At 70.9% G+C, this 18,137-nt stretch carries 16 protein-coding genes and 1 CRISPR repeat array (1 of these 17 only partly in view); of the genes, 10 read left to right on the plus strand and 6 right to left on the minus strand.

Annotation, left to right across the window (positions count from 1 at the left end; all coding sequences use genetic code 11):
- Positions 1 to 196: a CRISPR direct-repeat array (repeat unit 37 nt) (it extends 216 nt beyond the left edge of the window).
- 415 nt (positions 197 to 611) lie between these two features.
- Positions 612 to 1,580, minus strand: coding sequence for an NADP-dependent oxidoreductase (locus OG792_RS02565; RefSeq protein WP_329106978.1), 969 nt, complete (start codon positions 1,578 to 1,580; stop codon positions 612 to 614).
- A 90-nt stretch (positions 1,581 to 1,670) separates the two neighbouring features.
- Between OG792_RS02565 and OG792_RS02570 the strand changes: the two genes are divergently transcribed.
- The 6 genes from OG792_RS02570 (at position 1,671) to OG792_RS02595 (ending at position 7,259) form a co-directional block, all read left to right on the plus strand.
- A complete protein-coding gene (locus tag OG792_RS02570; RefSeq protein WP_329106980.1) occupies positions 1,671 to 2,270 on the plus strand; it encodes a TetR/AcrR family transcriptional regulator in 600 nt (199 codons plus the stop codon).
- Positions 2,271 to 2,485: 215 nt separating this feature from the next.
- Positions 2,486 to 3,694: a substrate-binding domain-containing protein gene (locus OG792_RS02575; RefSeq protein ID WP_329106982.1), complete on the plus strand. Its 1,209-nt coding sequence runs from the start codon at positions 2,486 to 2,488 to the stop codon at positions 3,692 to 3,694.
- Positions 3,695 to 3,702: 8 nt separating this feature from the next.
- A complete protein-coding gene (locus tag OG792_RS02580) occupies positions 3,703 to 4,446 on the plus strand; it encodes an ABC transporter ATP-binding protein (protein ID WP_329106984.1) in 744 nt (247 codons plus the stop codon).
- The gene (locus OG792_RS02585; RefSeq protein WP_329106985.1) at positions 4,443 to 5,177 is read left to right on the plus strand and encodes an ABC transporter ATP-binding protein; all 735 of its coding nucleotides are present in this window, start codon (positions 4,443 to 4,445) and stop codon (positions 5,175 to 5,177) included. The genes OG792_RS02580 and OG792_RS02585 overlap by 4 nt, the downstream gene beginning before the upstream one ends.
- On the plus strand, positions 5,177 to 6,067 hold the full coding sequence (locus tag OG792_RS02590) for a branched-chain amino acid ABC transporter permease (protein WP_329106986.1): 891 nt from the start codon (positions 5,177 to 5,179) through the stop codon (positions 6,065 to 6,067). The genes OG792_RS02585 and OG792_RS02590 overlap by 1 nt, the downstream gene beginning before the upstream one ends.
- 73 nt (positions 6,068 to 6,140) lie before the next feature.
- Positions 6,141 to 7,259, plus strand: a complete 1,119-nt coding sequence (locus OG792_RS02595) for a branched-chain amino acid ABC transporter permease (protein WP_329106989.1) — start codon at positions 6,141 to 6,143, stop codon at positions 7,257 to 7,259.
- Positions 7,260 to 7,355: 96 nt separating this feature from the next.
- Here OG792_RS02595 and OG792_RS02600 read toward each other — a convergent pair whose 3' ends face one another.
- The gene (locus OG792_RS02600) at positions 7,356 to 8,159 is read right to left on the minus strand and encodes a hypothetical protein (RefSeq protein WP_329106991.1); all 804 of its coding nucleotides are present in this window, start codon (positions 8,157 to 8,159) and stop codon (positions 7,356 to 7,358) included.
- A gap of 310 nt (positions 8,160 to 8,469) precedes the next feature.
- Here OG792_RS02600 and OG792_RS02605 point away from each other — a divergent pair, with 310 nt between their 5' ends.
- Positions 8,470 to 10,650, plus strand: coding sequence for a RecQ family ATP-dependent DNA helicase (locus OG792_RS02605; RefSeq protein ID WP_329106993.1), 2,181 nt, complete (start codon positions 8,470 to 8,472; stop codon positions 10,648 to 10,650).
- 244 nt (positions 10,651 to 10,894) lie between these two features.
- Here OG792_RS02605 and OG792_RS02610 read toward each other — a convergent pair whose 3' ends face one another.
- The gene (locus OG792_RS02610) at positions 10,895 to 11,818 is read right to left on the minus strand and encodes a C40 family peptidase (RefSeq protein WP_329106995.1); all 924 of its coding nucleotides are present in this window, start codon (positions 11,816 to 11,818) and stop codon (positions 10,895 to 10,897) included.
- A gap of 437 nt (positions 11,819 to 12,255) precedes the next feature.
- Here OG792_RS02610 and OG792_RS02615 point away from each other — a divergent pair, with 437 nt between their 5' ends.
- Both OG792_RS02615 and OG792_RS02620 read left to right on the plus strand, forming a co-directional pair.
- On the plus strand, positions 12,256 to 12,504 hold the full coding sequence (locus tag OG792_RS02615) for a metal-sensitive transcriptional regulator (protein WP_329111065.1): 249 nt from the start codon (positions 12,256 to 12,258) through the stop codon (positions 12,502 to 12,504).
- Between the two features lie 12 nt (positions 12,505 to 12,516).
- The gene (locus OG792_RS02620) at positions 12,517 to 13,662 is read left to right on the plus strand and encodes a hypothetical protein (protein WP_329106997.1); all 1,146 of its coding nucleotides are present in this window, start codon (positions 12,517 to 12,519) and stop codon (positions 13,660 to 13,662) included.
- Between the two features lie 31 nt (positions 13,663 to 13,693).
- Here the strand turns inward: OG792_RS02620 and OG792_RS02625 are convergent, their stop codons facing one another.
- Positions 13,694 to 14,158: a helix-turn-helix domain-containing protein gene (locus tag OG792_RS02625; RefSeq protein WP_329106999.1), complete on the minus strand. Its 465-nt coding sequence runs from the start codon at positions 14,156 to 14,158 to the stop codon at positions 13,694 to 13,696.
- 416 nt (positions 14,159 to 14,574) lie between these two features.
- Between OG792_RS02625 and OG792_RS02630 the strand changes: the two genes are divergently transcribed.
- Positions 14,575 to 14,979 (plus strand): hypothetical protein, encoded by a 405-nt coding sequence (locus tag OG792_RS02630; RefSeq protein ID WP_329107001.1) that lies wholly within the window; start codon positions 14,575 to 14,577, stop codon positions 14,977 to 14,979.
- 13 nt (positions 14,980 to 14,992) lie between these two features.
- Here OG792_RS02630 and OG792_RS02635 read toward each other — a convergent pair whose 3' ends face one another.
- Both OG792_RS02635 and OG792_RS02640 read right to left on the minus strand, forming a co-directional pair.
- Positions 14,993 to 16,132, minus strand: a complete 1,140-nt coding sequence (locus OG792_RS02635) for a class I SAM-dependent methyltransferase (RefSeq protein WP_329111067.1) — start codon at positions 16,130 to 16,132, stop codon at positions 14,993 to 14,995.
- A 143-nt stretch (positions 16,133 to 16,275) separates the two neighbouring features.
- Complete coding sequence (locus tag OG792_RS02640) at positions 16,276 to 18,075, minus strand: DEAD/DEAH box helicase (protein WP_329107003.1); 1,800 nt, start codon at positions 18,073 to 18,075, stop codon at positions 16,276 to 16,278.
- Positions 18,076 to 18,137 lie beyond the last annotated feature (62 nt).

The following is an 18,137-nucleotide window of genomic DNA, read 5'->3' on the forward strand; positions in this document are numbered from 1 at the left end:
CAGGCATCGGCTCACGCCGGTCGTTCGTGACCGGCCTCTATTGCGACGCGCAGCACGAACAATCAGTACAACTCCAGCGCCTCGACTCACGCCGGTCGTTCGCGACCGGCCTCCATTGCGACTCTTCGCGGGTGCGGTTCAGCTCGCCTTTCAGCGCTCCTCACGCCGGTCGTTCGCGACTGGCCTCCGTTGCGACGCATGGTTGCACTACTCGCTGGCAATGAACCACGACTCACGCCCGTGCGCTCCGTACCGTTGATCTGGCGCAGCAGCCGGCACCGGCGGTGGAGCGGCCCGAGCCGGAGTCGGCGCTGCGACGGGTTACCCGGAGCCGCCCCGGTGGGCCGACTCCGGTCCGGCTGGACCCGAATCGGGGCGACGACCACGGTCCGGGCGAGTAACGCGGAGAGTCTGTACATCGGCGTTTGTGTGAGTACAACATCTTTGGTGTACGTCCTTGCCGCGTTATACGCCCGCGACGGCGAATAGCCAGCCGACTGGACTGCGCGGGACACGCCACCAGCTCCGGCTACCGAGCCGCAGTCGCCGTTGCGGCAGGCTCGTCCACCAGCACCGAACGAGCCGACGATGCCGCTGTACGGCGGTGAACCTCAGACGGTGACGACGAGTTTGCCGGTCGTGTGCGCTCGGGCGAAGTCGACGCACGCCTGGACGCCCTGGTCGAGGCTGTAACGGCGGCCGATCGTGGCCGTCAGCTCGCCGCCGGAGGCGAGTTCGCCGACCTCGCGCATCCCGCCGTACGTGCCGTCCATGTCGAGCACGAACCGGAGCTGTACGTCGTCCCGACCGATCCACTCCTGCTGAGGAATCGGAAAGGTGATGGTGAGCAGGCGCCCGCCCGGCCGGACGGCGCCTGCCACACCGGTGAGCTGGTCGCTCGGCAGGGTCAGGTTGAGCGCGACGTCGACGTCGGACGGGTAGTCGGCTTCGGCGTACCCGATGGTTTTCTCGGCGCCGAGGGCTCGCAGGATGTGGGCGTCGGCGGTGGTCGCGGTGGCGATCACCCGTGCTTTCGCGGCGGCGAGCAGCGGGATAACCGCGGTGCCGACGCCGCCGGTGGCGCCGATGACCAGGACGGTTTCGCCGGGCTGCACGTTGGCGGTGGCGATCAGTGCCCGAGCGGTCAGGCCGGTGGTGGGCAGTGCCGCCGCCTGTTCGATGTCGAGGTTGCTCGGGCGGTGGGCCAGGAACGGGGTGTCGGCTTCGAAGACGGCGTACTCGGCGAGCGAGCCGGTGCTCAGTGACGGGCGGTTCGTGCCGGCCATCGCGCGCAGGGCCCGGGGTACGGCCTGGCCGAAGATCTCGTCACCCACCCGGTACGCGGTAACCCCGGCACCGACCTCGCTGACCGTGCCGGCGAAGTCGTTGCCGGGCACGTGCGGGAACTCCAGCGGCGCGAAGTCGTGGAACTCGCCGCTGGGCAGCCGGATGTCGGCCGGGTTGATCGAGGCGGCGGCGATCCGTACCTGGATCTGCCCCGGACCGGGCCGGGGGACCGGCACATCGGCGATCGTGTACTGCTCGGGAGGTCCGTAATGGGTGACGACAACTGCCTTCATGGATGCCTCCTGGAAACGGACCGCACGGTCATGTTCTGACGGGAAGCTAGCAATAAACGGACCGGGCGGTCAACTTGTTAGGGTGGCGGCGTGACCGCCAACCGTCCGCTGCGCGCCGACGCCGTCCGCAACCGTCGGTTGCTGCTGGCCGCGGCAGCGGACGAGTTCGCGGAGCGGGGGATGGACGCCTCGGTCGCCGACATCGCCCGTCGGGCCGGCGTCGGCAAGGGCACCGTGTTCCGCCACTTCGCCACCAAGGACGACCTGATCGCGGCGATCGTGCTCGACCGGATCGACGAACTCAACGCGGTCGGCGAAAAACTGCTCGGGGCGACCGATCCGGGCACCGCGCTGCTGGAGTTCCTCACCGCCGCCGCGCAGCAGCGACAGCAACGCGACCTGTCGTTCCTGCACGCGGCCGGCGAGCCGAGCGCCGAGGTCACCAGGGTCCGCGAGCGGATGTACGCCACCGTGCACCAGCTGGTCGACCGCGCCCGCGACCACGGTGCCGTACGTGCCGACGTCACCGGGGACGACATCATCCTGTTGATGTGCGCGCCGAACTACGTCGCCAGCTACGTACCGGACGCCTCGCCCGACCTGTGGCGGCGCTACCTCGCCATCATCTTCGACGGCCTGCGCCCGCAGGGCGCCCACCCGCTGCCCCACCCGCCGCCGGCGACACTCTGACGCTGGCGGTAGCCGGGGCAACCCGAATGGTCACGCCCGACACCTGCCGGGGCGAAGTCATGGGCGGTGAGGTCGATCGATCGAGCGTTGGCTGTCTGATCAGGCCACCCGACCAGTGTTACTTATGGGTTTCGCCCACATAGCCCGTGCGTGACGTCACTCCTAGCGTGAGCCGACAAACAAGTTACCCACTACTCCCTCACGTGGAGCCATACATGACGGTCCGGACCACCCGGCGAGCGCTCGTCGCAGCCGCCAGTTTGATGGCCGTGGCGCTCGCCGCCGCGGCGTGTGGCAGCCCGCAGGAAACCGCCACCGGGGGCGGCGACTCCAACACCACCCCGGTCAAGGTCGGCCTGGTCTACTCCCAGTCTGGAGCGCTGGCCAGCTACGGCAAGCAGTACATCGAGGGCTTCAAGGCCGGCCTGTCGTACGCGACCAAGGGCACCAACAAGATCGGTGACCGGCCGGTCGAGGTGACCGAGGTCGACGACGCCGGTGACCCGGCCAAGGCGGTCTCCGCCGCCAAGGACCTGATCGGTAAGGGCACGAAGATCATCGCTGGCTCGACCGCCTCCGGTGTCGCGCTCCAGGTCGCCCCGATCGCCGCCCAGAACAAGACGCTGTTCATCTCCGGCCCGGCCGCCACCGACGGGGTCACCGGGGTCAACAAGTACACGTTCCGCTCGGGCCGGCAGTCGTACCAGGACGTTGTCACCGCCAAGTCGTTCATCGGCGACGCGACCGGTAAGAAGGTTGTCGTCTTCGCCCAGGACAGCGCGTTCGGCAAGAGCAACGAGGCGGCCGTACAGGCGGTCATCGGCGGGGCCGGGGCCACCGTGAGCAGCGTGCTCGCGCCGGCCAGCGCCACCGAGTTCACCCCGTTCGCCAGCCAGATCAGCGCAGCCAAGCCCGACCTGCTCTTCGTCGCCTGGGCCGGCACCACCGCCCCGGCGATGTGGCAGACCCTCGACCAGCAGGGCGTACTGGCCTCGACCACGGTGGTGACCGGGCTCGACATCCGCGCCTCGTGGCCGACCTTCGGTGCCGCGGGCACGAAGATCTCGTTCCTGTCGCACTTCTTCGACGGCGCGGTCGAGAACGACGCCACCAAGGCGCTCAAGGCCGGCGTACCCGGCGGCACGCTCGACCTGTTCCACCCGGACGGCTTCACCGCCGCCCAGATGGTGGTCCGGGCCGCGACCGAGGGCGGCGACGACGTCGACAAGATGGTCACCGCCCTCGAAGGGTGGAGCTTCGACGGGGTCAAGGGCAAGAACACCATCCGCCCGGCCGACCACGCCCTGCTCCAGCCGATGTTCCAGGCCAAGCTGACCGGCAGCGGCGACCAGCTCAAGGCGGAACTCCAGAAGGCCCTGACCAGCGACGAGACGGCGCCGCCCGCGGTAGCCATGAAGGGCTGAGTGAAGTAGTGCTGGCCACCCGAGGCCTCAGTTGGCGAATCGGCGAAGTCGCCATCGTCGACAACGTCTCCTTCGACCTGGCGCCGGGAGAGTTCCTCGGCGTGATCGGGCCGAACGGAGCGGGCAAGACGTCCCTGTTCAACCTGATCTCCGGGCTGCGGCGCCCCACCGAGGGGCAGGTGCTGCTGCACGGACAGGACATCAGCGGGCTCCCGCCGCACCGGCGGGCCGGCCTCGGGCTCGGCCGCACCTTCCAAGCCTCCTCGGTCTTCGGCTCGCTCGACGTGCGGGAGAACGTGCGGCTCGCCGTACAGGCGCATCGTGGCGGGTCGATGAAGCTGTGGCGGCGGGCGGCGGCCGACCGGGACGTGGCCGCCGCCGCCGACGCGGCGCTCGACCGCGTCGGCCTCAACCACCGGGGTACGGCACTCGCCGGCACCCTCGCCCACGGCGAGAAGCGCAAACTCGAAATCGCGCTGCTGCTCGCCGGTGAACCGACGGTGATGCTGCTGGACGAGCCGATGGCCGGGGTCAGCGCCGAGGACGTGCCGGAACTGGTCGCCGTCATCCGGTCACTGACCGGCGACAGCGGCCGGTCGGTGCTGATGGTCGAGCACCACATGGACGTGATCCTGGAGCTCGCCGACCGGATAGCGGTCATGCATCACGGCGCGCTGCTCGCCATCGACACCCCGGACACCGTCATGGCCAACGCCACCGTGCAAGAGGCGTACCTGGGGGAGTCACTGTGAGCGCCGCGTTACCCATCCTGACCGTCGAGGACCTTTCGGTACGCATCGCCGGGCTGCACATCCTCCAGGGCGTCTCGTTCACGGTGGCGCCGACCGGGGTGACCGTGCTGCTCGGGCGCAACGGGGTCGGCAAGACCACCACCCTGCGCGCCATCATCGGGCTCACCCCGCGCAACGGCGAGGTGAGCGGCGCCATCCGTACCGGTTCGCAGAGTCTGACCGGGCAGCCGACCCACAGGCTGGTCCGGGGCGGGCTCGGTTACGTGCCCGAGGACCGGTGCGTGTTCGCCGGACTCACCGTGAGCGAAAACCTGCGGCTCGCCGAACAGCGTGGCACAAAACCGGCGTACGACAAGGTCTATGAACTTTTCCCTGAACTGGACCGGCGCGGACGGCAACGGGCCGGCTCGCTCTCCGGTGGTCAGCAGCAGATGCTCGCCATCGGTCGGGTCCTGCTCAACGACAACAAGCTGCTGCTGGTCGACGAGCCGACCAAGGGGCTCGCCCCGAAGGTCGTCACCGAGGTGGCCGAGGTGCTCGAACGGGTCGCCGTCACCGTGCCGGTGCTGCTGGTCGAGCAGAACCTCGCGGTCGTACGCCGGCTCGCCGAGTCCGCGATCGTGCTCGACGCCGGACGGGTCGCCTGGACCGGCAACGCCCGCCAACTACTGGAGGAGCCGGACCTGACCAAGAACCTGCTCGGAGTCGGATCGTCGGGGGTGCACGCCTGATGGGCACCATCGTGCTGTTGACGCTGACCGGGCTCGGTCTGGCGGCGCTGTACTTCCTCGTCGCCGCCGGGCTGTCCCTGGTGTTCGGCCTCGCCGACGTACTCAACTTCGCCCACGGGCTGTTTCTCTCCGTCGGCGCGTACGGCACCTGGTGGGCGGCGAACCACCTGCCCGGTGCCGGATCGGGCGGCTTCGGTTTCGTGCTCGCGGTCGCCTTCGGGGTGGCCGTCGGAGCGCTGGTCGGGGCGCTGGTCGAACTCGTCATGATCCGGCCGCTCTACTCGCGCAACATCGAACAGGTGCTGGTCACCGTCGGTCTGTCGCTGGCCGGGGTGGCGCTGCTCCAGGCGACCTGGGGCGCCGACCCGCGCGACTTCCCGCGCCCCGACTGGGCCCGGCAGGTGACCGTGGTGCTGGGCGCGAAGGTGCCGAACTCGATTCTGCTGCTGATCGTCGCCGCCGTCGTGGTGCTCGCCGCGCTGCTGGCCTTCCTCCGCTACACCCGCTACGGCCTGGTGATCCGGGCCGGGGTGGAGAACCGGGAGATGGTCACCGCGCTCGGCATCGACGTACGCAAGGCGTTCACCCTGGTCTTCGTCATCGGCGGGGCGGTGGCGGCACTCGCCGGTGGGCTCGGCGGCGTTTACTACGGCTCGGTGTCACCGAGCCAGGGCGGCTCGCTGCTCATCTTCGCCTTCATCGTGGTGGTGATCGGCGGGATGGGCTCGGTGGTCGGCTCCGCGTACGCGGCGGTTGTCGTCGGCCTGCTCCAGCAGTTCGTCAACTACTACGGCACCTCCGGTGCGGGTGACCTGTGCGTGGTCGCGCTGCTCGCGGCGGTGCTGCTGCTCCGCCCGCAGGGCATCGCCGGAAAGGCGGTAACGGCATGACCGAGCGTAGCGAGGTCATCAGTCAGCTCAGTCGTGCAAGGCATGGCGGCGACGAGCGAAGCGAGGAACTGGCATGACCGAGCTTCAGACTCCTGTGGCGGCGCCGGAGGTGGCCGCGCCGGCAGAACCGGAGAACCGCCGGGGCTGGTTCGGCATCGTCCGGCCCTGGCTGCCGCTGGTGGCGCTGGTGGTCTTCGCGATACTGCCGTACTCGACGGTGTCGCTGCCGGGGCTCTTCGACGGGCCGCTCAACTCACCCGGCACCCTGCAACTGCTCGCCATCTGCCTGGTCTTCGGTGGACTCGCCGCCGGGTACGACCTGCTGTTCGGGCGTACCGGCATGCTCAGCTTCGGGCACGCGCTCTACTTCGCCGCCGGGGTCTACGGCACCGACATCCTGGTCACCAAGGGCGGGCTGCCGCTGTGGCAGGCGGCCCTGCTGACGCTCGCCGGAGGCGTCATTCTGGCCGCCCTGCTCGGCGCGGTCGCGCTGCGTACGGCCGGGATCGCGTTCGCCATGGTGACGCTCGCCTTCGCCCAGGTCGGCGCGACCCTGGTGGCGCTGGACTCGGGTGGGCTCACCGGCGGCGAGGAGGGTCTGCCGCTGGACGTCTCCGGGTTGCCGGACAGCCTGGTCGGGGTGGCGAACACGGTCAACCTGTACTGGTTGGCGCTGGCGTACCTGGCCCTGGTCGTCTTCGTGGTGGCCCGGGTGGCCGCCTCGCCGACCGGTCGGGTGCTCGCCGGACTGCGTGACGACGAACGGCGGATCGGGGTGCTCGGGCTGGATCCGTACCGGTTCAAGCTGATCGCCTTCACCCTGTCCGGCGGCCTCGCCACCGCCGGTGGGGTGATCTACTGCCTGCTCGTCGGTGGCGCGTCGCCGCACATCACCTCGTCCGAGCTGACCCTGTCACTGCTGGTCATGGTGGTGCTCGGCGGACCCGGTACGCGTTGGGGACCGGTCATCGGCGGTTTCCTCTACATGTACCTGGACCACCGCCTGACCGACTTCGGCTCCTCCTCGGCGGTGGACAGCCTCCCCACCGTCCTCAGCGCCCCCCTGTCCCAACCCCTGTTCGTCCTCGGCACCGTCTTCATCCTGGCGGTGTACTTCTTCCCCGGCGGCCTAGCCAGCCTGAGCACCCGCCTAACTCCCCTCCGCCGCCTCCTCCACCGCCCCACCCGCTGACCGCTTGAGGCGTTGATCATGAAGTTAGCGCGGCGACACGCCGATGTCGGCCGCGCTAACTTCATGATCGACCGAGGGGTCGGGTCAGGGTGGGGGTCAGGCGTTGATTAGTTCGTAGGCGGCGGCGGGTGCGGGTACTGCGTCGGCGGCGGCCGGGGCGGCTACGGGCGGGGCGGAGCCGTAGTCGGCGTACGTGACGCTGTAGTCGTACGCCTTGGTCTTGCCCACCGCCGGTACGTTCACCACCAGGCTGGTGAGCCGGCCCTCGGCGTCCACGGTCGCCTGGAAGGGCAGGGTCTTCGCCGCCTCGCCGATCCCGGCGGCGGTCTCCTCGGCGAGAATGTTGGTACCGACCGCGCCGCTCAGGTCGACGGTGCCGGCGTACTTCCCGCCGCCGCTCTCGGTGATGGTCGTGTTCGCCAGCAGCGGCTTCAGGTCGGCCACGTCGGCGCTGCTCCAGGTGGTCGGCACGGCGTCCGCGCTGGTCAGCTTGGCCGGATCCAGCAGCATCCACTTGGCCGGCAGCTTGGGCAGACCGGTGAGGCCCTTGGTGTCGGTGAAACTGATCTTCGTCCAGGTGTCCTTGTCCACGGTCAGGTACGCCATGTGCATGGTGAAGCCCATCGACGGTTCCTTGTACGACATCCGCAGGTGCGTGCCCTTGACCTCGGGTGCCACCTCACCGGTGAGCGTCGTCTCCCAGTCCTTGATGGTGTACGCGAAACCGGGGCGGGTCTCGTCCGGAACAGCTGCGAGCAGCGTTTCCTTGGGATTGGGCGCCGCCGTCGCCGGTGCCGATGCCCCCGGCCCCGTCGCGTCCTGCCCGCATCCGGACAGCAGACCGGCTGCCACCGCGACCGCCGCGACGGTGACGGTCGCCCGTCGGAGGCCGTGAATCATGGTGTTTCGTCCCCGCATGTTTGTCTTCCTGCTCTGTCCGCCCGGACGTACCGGGTGGGTGGCTTGTCTCGATCACGAGAGTGCTCGCACATATTGCCGGACGGCTCCCGCTATATCGACCGGCCGCCCGGACGGGGAGTTCGCTCGTTCGGCGTCCCGCGTCGTCCGCTCTGGTCGTTTCCGGGCCCCGGGTGGGCCAACTCGTTTCGTCGGGACCGGGCGCTACCCGGTGTCGCGTTTCGGGAAAGCTCCGGCAGCTGCTTGGCGTCGCGTTTCGGGAAAGGTCCGTCCTCGCTGGTAGAAATGCCAGGTGACGGATGACCGGGTGGCGGTACGGGAACGGGCCGAGGCGGTGCTGCGCCGGCTCGCCGGTGATCATGCGCGGCTCCGGGAGGACCAGTGGCGGGCGATCGAGGCGCTGGTGGTCGACCAACGGCGGGTGCTCTGTGTGCAGCGCACCGGGTGGGGCAAGTCGGCGGTCTACTTCGTTGCCACCGCGCTGCTGCGCGCCGGAGACGGGCGGTCCGGAGTCGGGGGTGGGGGAGTGGCCGCCGGGCCGACGGTGATCGTGTCGCCGCTGCTGGCGTTGATGCGCAACCAGGTCGAGGCGGCGGCTCGGGCGGGCATCCGGGCCCGTACGATCAACTCGGCGAACCTGGACGAATGGGATGAGATCGCCGGGGAGATCCACGCCGGTACGGTCGACGTCCTGCTGATCAGCCCGGAGCGGCTGAACAACCCGGACTTCCGGGACAGCGTGCTGCCCCGGCTCGCCGCCACCACCGGACTTCTCGTCGTCGACGAGGCGCACTGCGTCTCCGACTGGGGACACGACTTCCGGCCCGACTACCGCCGGCTGCGTACGTTCCTCGCCGGGCTGCCGGAGCGGACCCCGGTGCTCGCCACCACCGCCACCGCCAACCAGCGCGTCACCGACGACGTCGCCGAGCAGCTCAACACGGGTAACAAACCGGGGCAGGCCGGGGAGGCGTTGGTGCTGCGTGGGCCGCTGGACCGGGCCTCGCTGCGGTTGGCCGTACTCGACCTGCCCAGTCCGGCGCACCGGCTCGGCTGGCTTGCCGACCACCTCGACGAGCTGCCCGGCTCCGGGATCATCTACACCCTCACCGTCGCGGCGGCCGGCGAGACGGCCGAGTTCCTCCGCTCCCGCGGGTACGCCGTCGCCGCGTACACCGGGCAGTCCGACGACGCGGAACGCCGAGCCGCCGAACAGGACCTGCTCGACAACAAGATCAAGGCGCTGGTGGCAACGTCGGCGCTGGGCATGGGCTTCGACAAGCCGGACCTCGGCTTCGTCGCCCATCTGGGCGCACCGCCGTCGCCGATCGCCTACTACCAGCAGGTCGGCCGGGCCGGCCGGGCCGTCGAGCACGCCGAGGTGCTGCTCCTGCCCGGTGCCGAGGACCAGGCGATCTGGCGCTACTTCGCCTCGCTCGCCTTCCCGCCCGAGCAGCAGGTACGCACGGTGCTCGCCGCTCTGCACCCCGACCGTCCACTGTCCACACCCGCCCTCGAACCGATCGTCGACCTGCGCCGTACCCGGCTCGAACTGATGCTCAAGGTGCTCGACGTCGACGGCGCGGTCCGCCGCGTACGCGGTGGTTGGTTGGCCACTGGCGAACCGTGGCACTACGACGAGGCCCGGCTGCGCCGGGTGGCCCAGGCGCGCACCGCCGAACAGCAGTCGATGCGCGAGTACGTCAGCACCACCGACTGCCGGATGGAGTTCCTCCGCCGCTGCCTGGACGACCCCGACGCCGTCCCCTGTGGACGGTGCGACGGCTGCGCCGGTGCCCGCTACGACACCGGTGTCTCGGCGCCCGCGCTCGCCGCCGCGCAGGCGTGGCTCGGCCGCCCCGGCGTCGACATCGCGCCGAAGAAGCTCTGGCCGACGGGTCTGGAGGCGGTCGGCGTACCGCTGCGCGGCAAGATCGCGCCGAGTGAGCAGGCACTGCCCGGCCGGGCCCTCGGGCGCCTGTCCGACCTCGGTTGGGGCGGGCGGCTGCGGAGCCTCGTCGGCCCGGAGGCGGCCGACACGACGATCCCCGACGACGTCGCGGCGGCCATGGTCGAGGTGCTCCGGGACTGGTCACGCGGCACCGATCCGTGGCCGGCCCGACCGGTCGCGGTGGTCGCGATCGGCTCCCGTAGCCGCCCCCGACTCGTGCACAGCCTGGCCGAGCGGATCGCCACCATCGGCCGGTTACCGCTGCTCGGCGAGGTGCCGCCCCGGCAGGGCGCGTCCGGCGGCGACGGTCCGCGCGGCAACAGCGCTCAACGCGTACGCACGCTGCACGACGCCTTCGTCGTACCGCCGACGCTGGCCGACGCCCTCGCCAACCTCACCGGCCCGGTGTTGCTGATCGACGACATCGTCGACTCCGGCTGGACCATGACCATGGTCGCCCGCCTACTCCGCCAATCCGGCGCCCCCACCATCCTCCCCCTCTCCCTCTCCCTCACCTCCTAACCCACCCGCCCCACCCCACCCACCCACCCCACCCGCCCCACCCGCCCCACCCCGCCCCACCCCGCCCCACCCCGCTCGCGATCTAGGGCAAATACGTGTGAGTTGATCTTCAAATACACGTATTTGCCCTAGATCGCGGACGGATTGGGGGGGAGGGGAGGGGGAGGAGGGAGGGGGTGGGGGTAGTCCCGGCCGTCCGCTACATGAAGTGGCCCTGGTCGGGAGGGAGTGGGTCTACTTCGAGCTAGGTGGGGCGGCCGTAGCTGTGGATGGGTTGGTAGTTGACGTCTTCTAGTTGGACGGGTTTGCCGGATCTGGGGGCGTGGATGATGTTGCCGTTGCCGACGTAGATGGCGACGTGGTGGATGTCGGCGTAGTAGAAGATGAGGTCGCCTGGCTGCCGCTCGGCACGGCTGATCCGCTTCACCACGCGCCACTGCCGGGCCGCGTTGTGCGGCAACTGCACGCCGCCCGCGCGCCAAGCGGCAGCGGTCAGCCCGGAGCAGTCGTACCCGTCCGGGCCCTCGCCACCCCACTGGTACCGCTTGCCAAGCTGGGCGTACGCGAACCGGACCGCCGCCGCGGCGGCGCCGCTGCCGAGGTCGGGCGGGCGGGGAGCGGTCCGGGGTGGGGCGGGTTCACGTTCACCGGCGGCGTCGCGTAGCCGGCTCAACCGGCTGATTTCGCCCTCGATATGCTGCTTCCGCGTCGCCAACTGGCGTTCCTGGGCGCGCTGCTGTTCGTCCAGCGCCCGCGCCGCGGCCCTCGCCACGGAGAGCTGATCATGGGTGACCGCGAGCTGCGAGATCACCCGACGCTGGTCCCGGCTCAGCCGGTTCAACATCAACAGTGAGCCGAGCAGGTCGCCGGTGGTCGCGGTGAGCAGCGCCGAGACGGCCGCGAGCGGCTGTGCCCCGTGCCCCCGGTAGACCTGGGCCGCGAGCCGGGCCGCCTCCTCCCGGTGGACGGTCATGGTCTCCGCCAGCGCGGCCAGGTCGCGGTCCAGCTCGGCCGCCCGGACCCGGGTCCCGCGCAGCTCCTCGTGCAGGTCGTTGTACTGCTCGATCACGATTTCGAGCTGTTCCGCTGCGGCGGCGAGCTGCTGTTCGGTGGTCTTGCCGGGCGGTTCTGCACCGGCCGGCCGGGGCGCGGGGGCGAGCGCCAACATCACGGACACCCCGGCTGCGAACGCCGCAGTGCGGCGCGGTACGACGGTTGTCGGCACGATCTGTCCAACGATTGACCATCGGCGTTGGGGACGGGATGGCCCGGCGTCGGCGACAGGATCGTCCAACATTGGGGGACGGGATGATCCGAGGTTGGGGGCGGGGAGCGTTCGGCGTCGGCGGTGGGAGGCGTGCGGGATCTCCGGGCAGGTGGGGGTGAGCGGGGTGGTGGTGGAAGATCGACGGGGCTGGGTGTGGATGCTCGGGGGGTATTCTGCTCGGCATGACCGACGAGCCGCTGGCCGAGGCCCCTCCCGCCGACCCCGCTCCGGCCTCCGTGAACCCCGCTCCGAGTCCTGCCACCGAGCACGGCAGCGAGCACGGCAGCGAGCACGGCAGCGAGCACGGGTCATACTGGTACGCCTCGGACAAGCAGGCCATCCTCGGTCGGCTGCGCCGGATCGAGGGCCAGGTACGCGGCCTGCACCGGATGGTCGAGGAGGACACGTACTGCATCGACGTGCTCACCCAGATCTCGGCCGCGACCAAGGCGCTTCAGGCGGTCGCGGTCAACCTGTTGGAGGGGCACATCGCGCATTGCGTGATGGAGGCGGCTCGGGACGGCAGTGATCCGTCCGCCAAGGTCAAGGAAGCGTCCAACGCCATCGCCCGCCTCGTGCGGTCGTAGAGGAGACCAGTCATGTCGTCGGTGGTCGGGTCGGAGTCGGTGGCGACGGACGGCGAGTCGGTGGTCGGGTCGGGGTCGGTGGCGACGGACGGCGAGTCGGTGGTCGGGTCGGGGTCGGTGGCGACGGACGGCGAGTCGGTGGTCGGGTCGGGGTCGGTGGCGACGGACGGCGAGTCGGTGGTCGGGTCGGTGGCGACGGACGCCGAGCTGGAGCCGCCGCCGCCGCCGGCAGCGGAGCGTGGCACGGCCAGGACCGCTCTCTTTGTCGGCGGGTTGATTCTTGCCCTGGTCGGCGGGTTCGGGCTCGGCCGGCTGAACACCGACGCCGGCGGTTCGTCCGGTGGCGCGCCGGCTGGCGTGAGTGCCGGTGACCACACCCACGCGCCGGGCACCGGGGCGCACGAGCACGGTCCCGCGACGACCACGACCGGTGGCACCACCACGACCGGTACGGAGGTGGGCGGGCTCTCGCTCAGCGCCTCCGGCTTCACGCTGGTGCCGACGACCGGCACGTTCCAGGCCGGCCGGGCCCAGCCGTTCCAGTTCCGGGTGCTGGGCGCCGACCGTCGTCCGGTCACCGGGTTCACGGTCGTGCACGACAAGCCGCTGCACCTGGTGGTGGCCCGACGCGATCTCTCCGGCTACCAGCACCTGCATCCGACGATGTCCCCGGACGGCACCTGGACCGTGCCGCTGACGTTGCCGACGCCGGGAATCTGGCGGGCATACGCCGACTTCACCGCGCCCGACGCCACCGGCAAGCAGACCGCGGCCACGCTCGGCGTCGACCTGGTGGTGGCCGGTGACTACGCCCCCGTGGCGCTGCCGGCGGCCGCCCGGGAGGCGAACGTCGGGGAGTTCACGGTCACCTACGAGGGCACCCCGCAGGTGGGGGTGACCCAGCCGCTGCTGTTCCGGGTCTTCGCCAACGGCAGCCCGGTCGCCGGCCTGGAGCGCTACCTGGGCGCGTACGGGCACCTGGTCGCGTTGCGCGCGGGTGACCTGGGCTATGTGCACGTGCATCCGGAGGAGGAACTGGTCGGCGGGGCGGTGAAGTTCTGGGTGGCCGCGCCGAGTCCGGGCAGCTACCGGTTGTTCTTCGACTTCCAGGTCGCCGGGGTGGTGCGTACCGCCGAGTTCACGCTGATCGTGGCCTGAGCCGGCACGACCGGGCCACAAACGGCGGGGCTCAACCGGCCTTGCGGACCGGGCGTTGGGCGAGGTAACGCAGCAGGTCGCGGATCAGTTGCTTCTCGTCCGTCGGCACGCTCGGGTCGGCGAGCCGGGTCAGGATCACCCGTACGTCCGCGTCTATCTGGGCGTCGGCGCGCTTCGCGGCCCGACCCGTCCGGATTCCGGTGCCGGTCGGGGACTGCCGGCGTTCGTCCCGTGCCGGTTCACCGTCGGGCAGGCCGAGCGCCCGGAACGCCGCCGTGACCGGTACGTCGAGCGCGGCGCAGAAGCCGCGCACCTTCGCCAGTTCGGGGTAGTCGTGCCAGTCGCCGGCCAACCAACGGAACACCGTGGACCGTCCGACGCCGGTGTGGGCGGCCAGGTCGGTGACGCTCCAGCCGCGTTCGTCCTTGGCGTCGTCGATGGCCCGGCGTACGAAGCGGGCAAATGCCGCCTGGGGCGAGTCCGATGCGGCACCCATTGTCAGTGGACAGCCCTCTCCTGTTGGAGCACGACCTTTGCCCCTTGAGCGTAGTGGTAACTCGGTGCATCGCCACTCAACCAATCATGGGCCGGTCTCGTGGCCGGGACTGCCGCCGTGACCGAACCGAGTCGGGCCGACGACCGGCCCCACCCCGTCCCGGCGCGACGAGCCTGGTCGGGAGGCCGACCGGGAGAGCGCGGGGGGCTAACCGAGAGAGCGCTGGAGGCCGACCGGGGACGGTGGAAGGTCGCGCCGGCCGGAGGTGGCCAACACGCCCGGTGACTGGTTGAATCCACTATGCTCGACCATCGCGCGGGTCGACCGGCCGTAACGGGCTCGGCCAACCGGCGACCATCGTCTGGCGTCTATCGCCTGCGGACCCGTCCCCACCTAGGCGAGTGAAGAGGATCAACGTGGCCGCTCCAGCCCAACCGCTTCCGCACCGACCCGGGTCGATCAGCCTGTTCTTCGTGGTCAAGGCCGCCATCTTCGCGGCCGGGTTCTGGACCTGGCTGCTGGTGCTGGTCTTCACCCGGACCGAGGCCACGAGTCTGCACCTCCTGGCCGCCACCGGAACGATCATCACCACCCTGGTGTCGGTGCTGCTCGGCGTCCGGATGGCGCTGCAACGCAACGCGGCGCGGCGGCACGCCGAACTCAAGCGGCTGCTCGTCGACATCTCCTGGAACGCGTTCGCCGCCGCCGGCAACGCCGAGGTCGAGACCAGCGGCAACGTCGTACCGTTTCCGACCGCGGCCTACGACGCCGCGACGTCCGGACGTACGCCGGGCGACAGCAACGGCGACCGCCGCCGCTGAGCCCGGGCCGCCGTCAGTCCAGCAGGGTCTGCAAACGGGGTACGACCTGCCACTGCGACACCAGCCCCCGGTACTCGGCCCGCTGCTGCGGCGTCGGCTCGGCACCGGTACGGCGGGCGCGCAGCAGCAGGTTGCGTGGCGTGTGCTGGCTGTCGACGAACTCGACCACCTCGACCCGGTAACCGTGCAGCCGGAGCAACCCGGCCCGCAGCGAGTCGGTGAGTACGTCGGCGAACCGCTCCCGCAGGATGCCCTCGCGGGTCAGCAGGTCGTACGGCTCCGGTGCCGGGCGGCCACGCAACTGCCGGGCCAGGTCGTGATGGCAGCACGGGGCGGCGAGCACCCAGCGGGCGTCCCAGCGCACCGCGCGGGCGAGTGCCTCGTCGGTGGCGGTGTCGCAGGCGTGCAGGGCCAGCACCAGGTCCGGTGCCGGTTGCACGACCGCGTCCAGGATGGTGCCGGCGACGAACCGTACCCGGTCGGCGCAGCCGAGTTCCTCGGCCAGTTCGGTGTTGCGCTGCCGTTGGTCCTCGCGCACGTCGACACCGACCAGTTCGACCTCCAGCCCGCGCCCGGTCAGGTACCGGTACGCCGCGAAGGTCAGGTACGCGTTGCCGCAGCCGAGGTCGACCACACGCAGCGGGCCGGTCAGGTCGCTCGGCAGGGTCGCCGCCAGCGCCCGCAGGAACGCGTCCACCTGGCGGCGCTTGGCGGCGCTGCCGCCGATCGAGGCGAACAGCGGGTCGCCCGGATCGAGCAGGTAGTCCTTGGCCCGGTCATGCTCGGCCGGGGCCACCGAGGCGCGGTCGGCCGCCGCCCGGTGCACCTGGGCGTCGCCCTTCTTGGTCACCCGTACCTGCACGGTGGCGGTGGCCGTCTCCACGTGCCAGTTGCCGAACGGCTCGGCGAGCAGCGCGTCGACCGCCGCGTCCGACTCCGGACCGGGTGCCACGTTGCGGGTGTACGGCCGGGAACCGTCGAAGGTCGCTATCTGTAGTCGGGGCCCGGCCTTCAGGGCCACTGGTCGCAGTTCGGCGCGGACCAGGGTGGGTGCCTGTCCCCGGCGGCGGCCGGCCGCGACCGCCCGGGTCAGTCCGGGGTCGAGCAGCAGCGCCCGTACCTCGGCGAGGGCGAGTTCGAGTTGTTCGGGCATGTCCACCTGGCCTTTTCGAGCGGGTTCACGGGGGAGTTGACAGCGGTCGATGGTCGACCGGCCGGGTCGCTCCCCGGACACGGTTGCGGCCTCCGCCGAGGATCGGGGAGGCCGCAACCGTTGGGCAGTGGTGCTGGGGAAGGTCAGGCGCTGGCGGAGTCAGCGGCGGACGAACCGTCGCTGGTGGAGTGCCCGTTGGACGTACCCGATTCGGTGGCGTCGGCGTCGGTGGACGCCGAACCGGCCCGCGAGCCCCGTCCGCCGCGGCGGCGGCGCCGGGTCCGACCGCGGCCGGTGCCGGCCTCGTCCGACCCGTCGCCGACGGCGTCGGCCGCCGGGCCGGTGCCGTCGGACACGACCGTGGTGGCGCCGTTGGTGGCTGTTACCGCGCCGGCGACCTCACCGGCGACGACCTCGCCCGCGCGCCGCCGGCGGCGCTGGCGGGTGCTGGTCCGGACCGCCTCGTCGGTCTGGTCGACCGGCGCGTCCGTGGTGGTGGCGGCCGGCCGGGCACCGCCGGAGCGGCCGTCGCCGTCCCGGCGGCCACGGGTACGACCGCTGCTGCCGCCGCCGCGGCCGGCGCTGTCGCCGCTGCGGCCCTCGGGCCGGCGGGCGCCCCGGGACCGTCCACCGAGGTCCTCCTCGACCTCTGCGGAGAGGCCGACGCGGGTCCGGTCGGCGGTCGGCAGCGTGCCCGAGACGTCGGTCGGGATGTGCAGGTCGGTGTAGAGGTGCGGGGACGTGTGGTACGTCTCCGGCGGCTCCGGCATGTCGAGCCCGAGCGTCTTGTCGATGATCCGCCACCGGGGCATGTCGTCCCAGTCGACGAAGGTGATCGCGACACCGGTGGCGCCGGCCCGACCGGTACGACCGATCCGGTGCGTGTACGTGTCCTGGTCTTCCGGACAGTCGTAGTTAATCACGTGGGTGACGCCGGTGACGTCCAGCCCACGGGCGGCGACGTCGGTGGCGACCAGCACGTCGATCTTGCCGGTACGGAACGCCCGCAGCGCCCGCTCGCGCGCACCCTGCCCCAGGTCACCGTGGACCGCCGCGACCGCGAAACCACGGAAGTCGAGATCCTCGGCCACCCGGTCGGCGGCCCGCTTGGTCCGCGTGAAGATCATCGTCAGCCCGCGTCCCTCGGCCTGCATGATCCGGGCGACGATCTCGACCTTGTTCATCGAGTGGGTGCGGTAGACGAGCTGCTGGGTCAGCGGCGACGGGCCGGTCTCGGCGGTGTGCCCGGCGTGGATAGTCACCGGCTGGTGCAGGAAGCGCCGGGCCAGCGTGACGATCGGATCGGGCATGGTGGCCGAGAACAGCATCGTCTGCCGCTTCTCCGGCAACATCGCCAGGATCTTCTCGACGTCGTCGAGGAAGCCCAGGTCGAGCATCCGGTCGGCCTCGTCGAGAACCAGCGCGTGCACGCCGTCGAGCCGCAGGTGCTTCTGCTTGGCCAGGTCCATCAACCGGCCGGGCGTACCGACCAGGATCTCCACACCCTTGCGCAGCGCCTCGACCTGCGGCTCGTACGCCACCCCGCCGTAGATCGGCAGTACGCGTACGCCACGGGTCTTGCCGGCGGCGGCGATGTCCTTGGCAACCTGGAGGCCCAGCTCACGGGTTGGTACGACAACCAGCGCCTGCGGCACTCCGGTGCTGCCCTCGGCGGGCGCGGTGACCCGCTCCAGCAGCGGTACGCCGAAGCCGAGGGTCTTGCCGGTGCCGGTGGGCGCCTGGCCGATCAGGTCGGTGCCGCGCAGCGCGATCGGCAGGGCGTATTCCTGGATCGCGAAGGCGCGGACGATGCCGACGGCGGCGAGCGCGTCCACGGTTTCCTGACGTGCGCCCAGGTCCGCGAAGGTCGGGGCCTCCGGGCGTACCGGCGCGTCGGCGGCCAGCTCTTGGCCAGCCATTACTTCTTCGATTTGATCGCTCATCTGGTTGTGGGGGTGCCCTCTCGTGGTGCGCCCCGTCAGTCCGTAGGGCGCGGTTTCGGTTG

Origin of the sequence: Micromonospora sp. NBC_01699 (assembly GCF_036250065.1) — a bacterium.
Lineage (GTDB): Bacteria > Actinomycetota > Actinomycetes > Mycobacteriales > Micromonosporaceae > Micromonospora_G.

Coding starts and splice junctions, on each gene's coding strand:
- OG792_RS02600 (WP_329106991.1), bottom strand. CDS start 8,159: ATGATTCACGGCCTCCGACGGGCGACCGTCACCGTCGCGGCGGTCGCG.
- OG792_RS02575 (WP_329106982.1), top strand. CDS start 2,486: ATGACGGTCCGGACCACCCGGCGAGCGCTCGTCGCAGCCGCCAGTTTG.
- OG792_RS02610 (WP_329106995.1), bottom strand. CDS start 11,818: ATGTTGGCGCTCGCCCCCGCGCCCCGGCCGGCCGGTGCAGAACCGCCC.
- OG792_RS02640 (WP_329107003.1), bottom strand. CDS start 18,075: ATGAGCGATCAAATCGAAGAAGTAATGGCTGGCCAAGAGCTGGCCGCC.
- OG792_RS02565 (WP_329106978.1), bottom strand. CDS start 1,580: ATGAAGGCAGTTGTCGTCACCCATTACGGACCTCCCGAGCAGTACACG.
- OG792_RS02590 (WP_329106986.1), top strand. CDS start 5,177: ATGGGCACCATCGTGCTGTTGACGCTGACCGGGCTCGGTCTGGCGGCG.
- OG792_RS02635 (WP_329111067.1), bottom strand. CDS start 16,132: ATGCCCGAACAACTCGAACTCGCCCTCGCCGAGGTACGGGCGCTGCTG.
- OG792_RS02595 (WP_329106989.1), top strand. CDS start 6,141: ATGACCGAGCTTCAGACTCCTGTGGCGGCGCCGGAGGTGGCCGCGCCG.
- OG792_RS02620 (WP_329106997.1), top strand. CDS start 12,517: ATGTCGTCGGTGGTCGGGTCGGAGTCGGTGGCGACGGACGGCGAGTCG.
- OG792_RS02625 (WP_329106999.1), bottom strand. CDS start 14,158: ATGGGTGCCGCATCGGACTCGCCCCAGGCGGCATTTGCCCGCTTCGTA.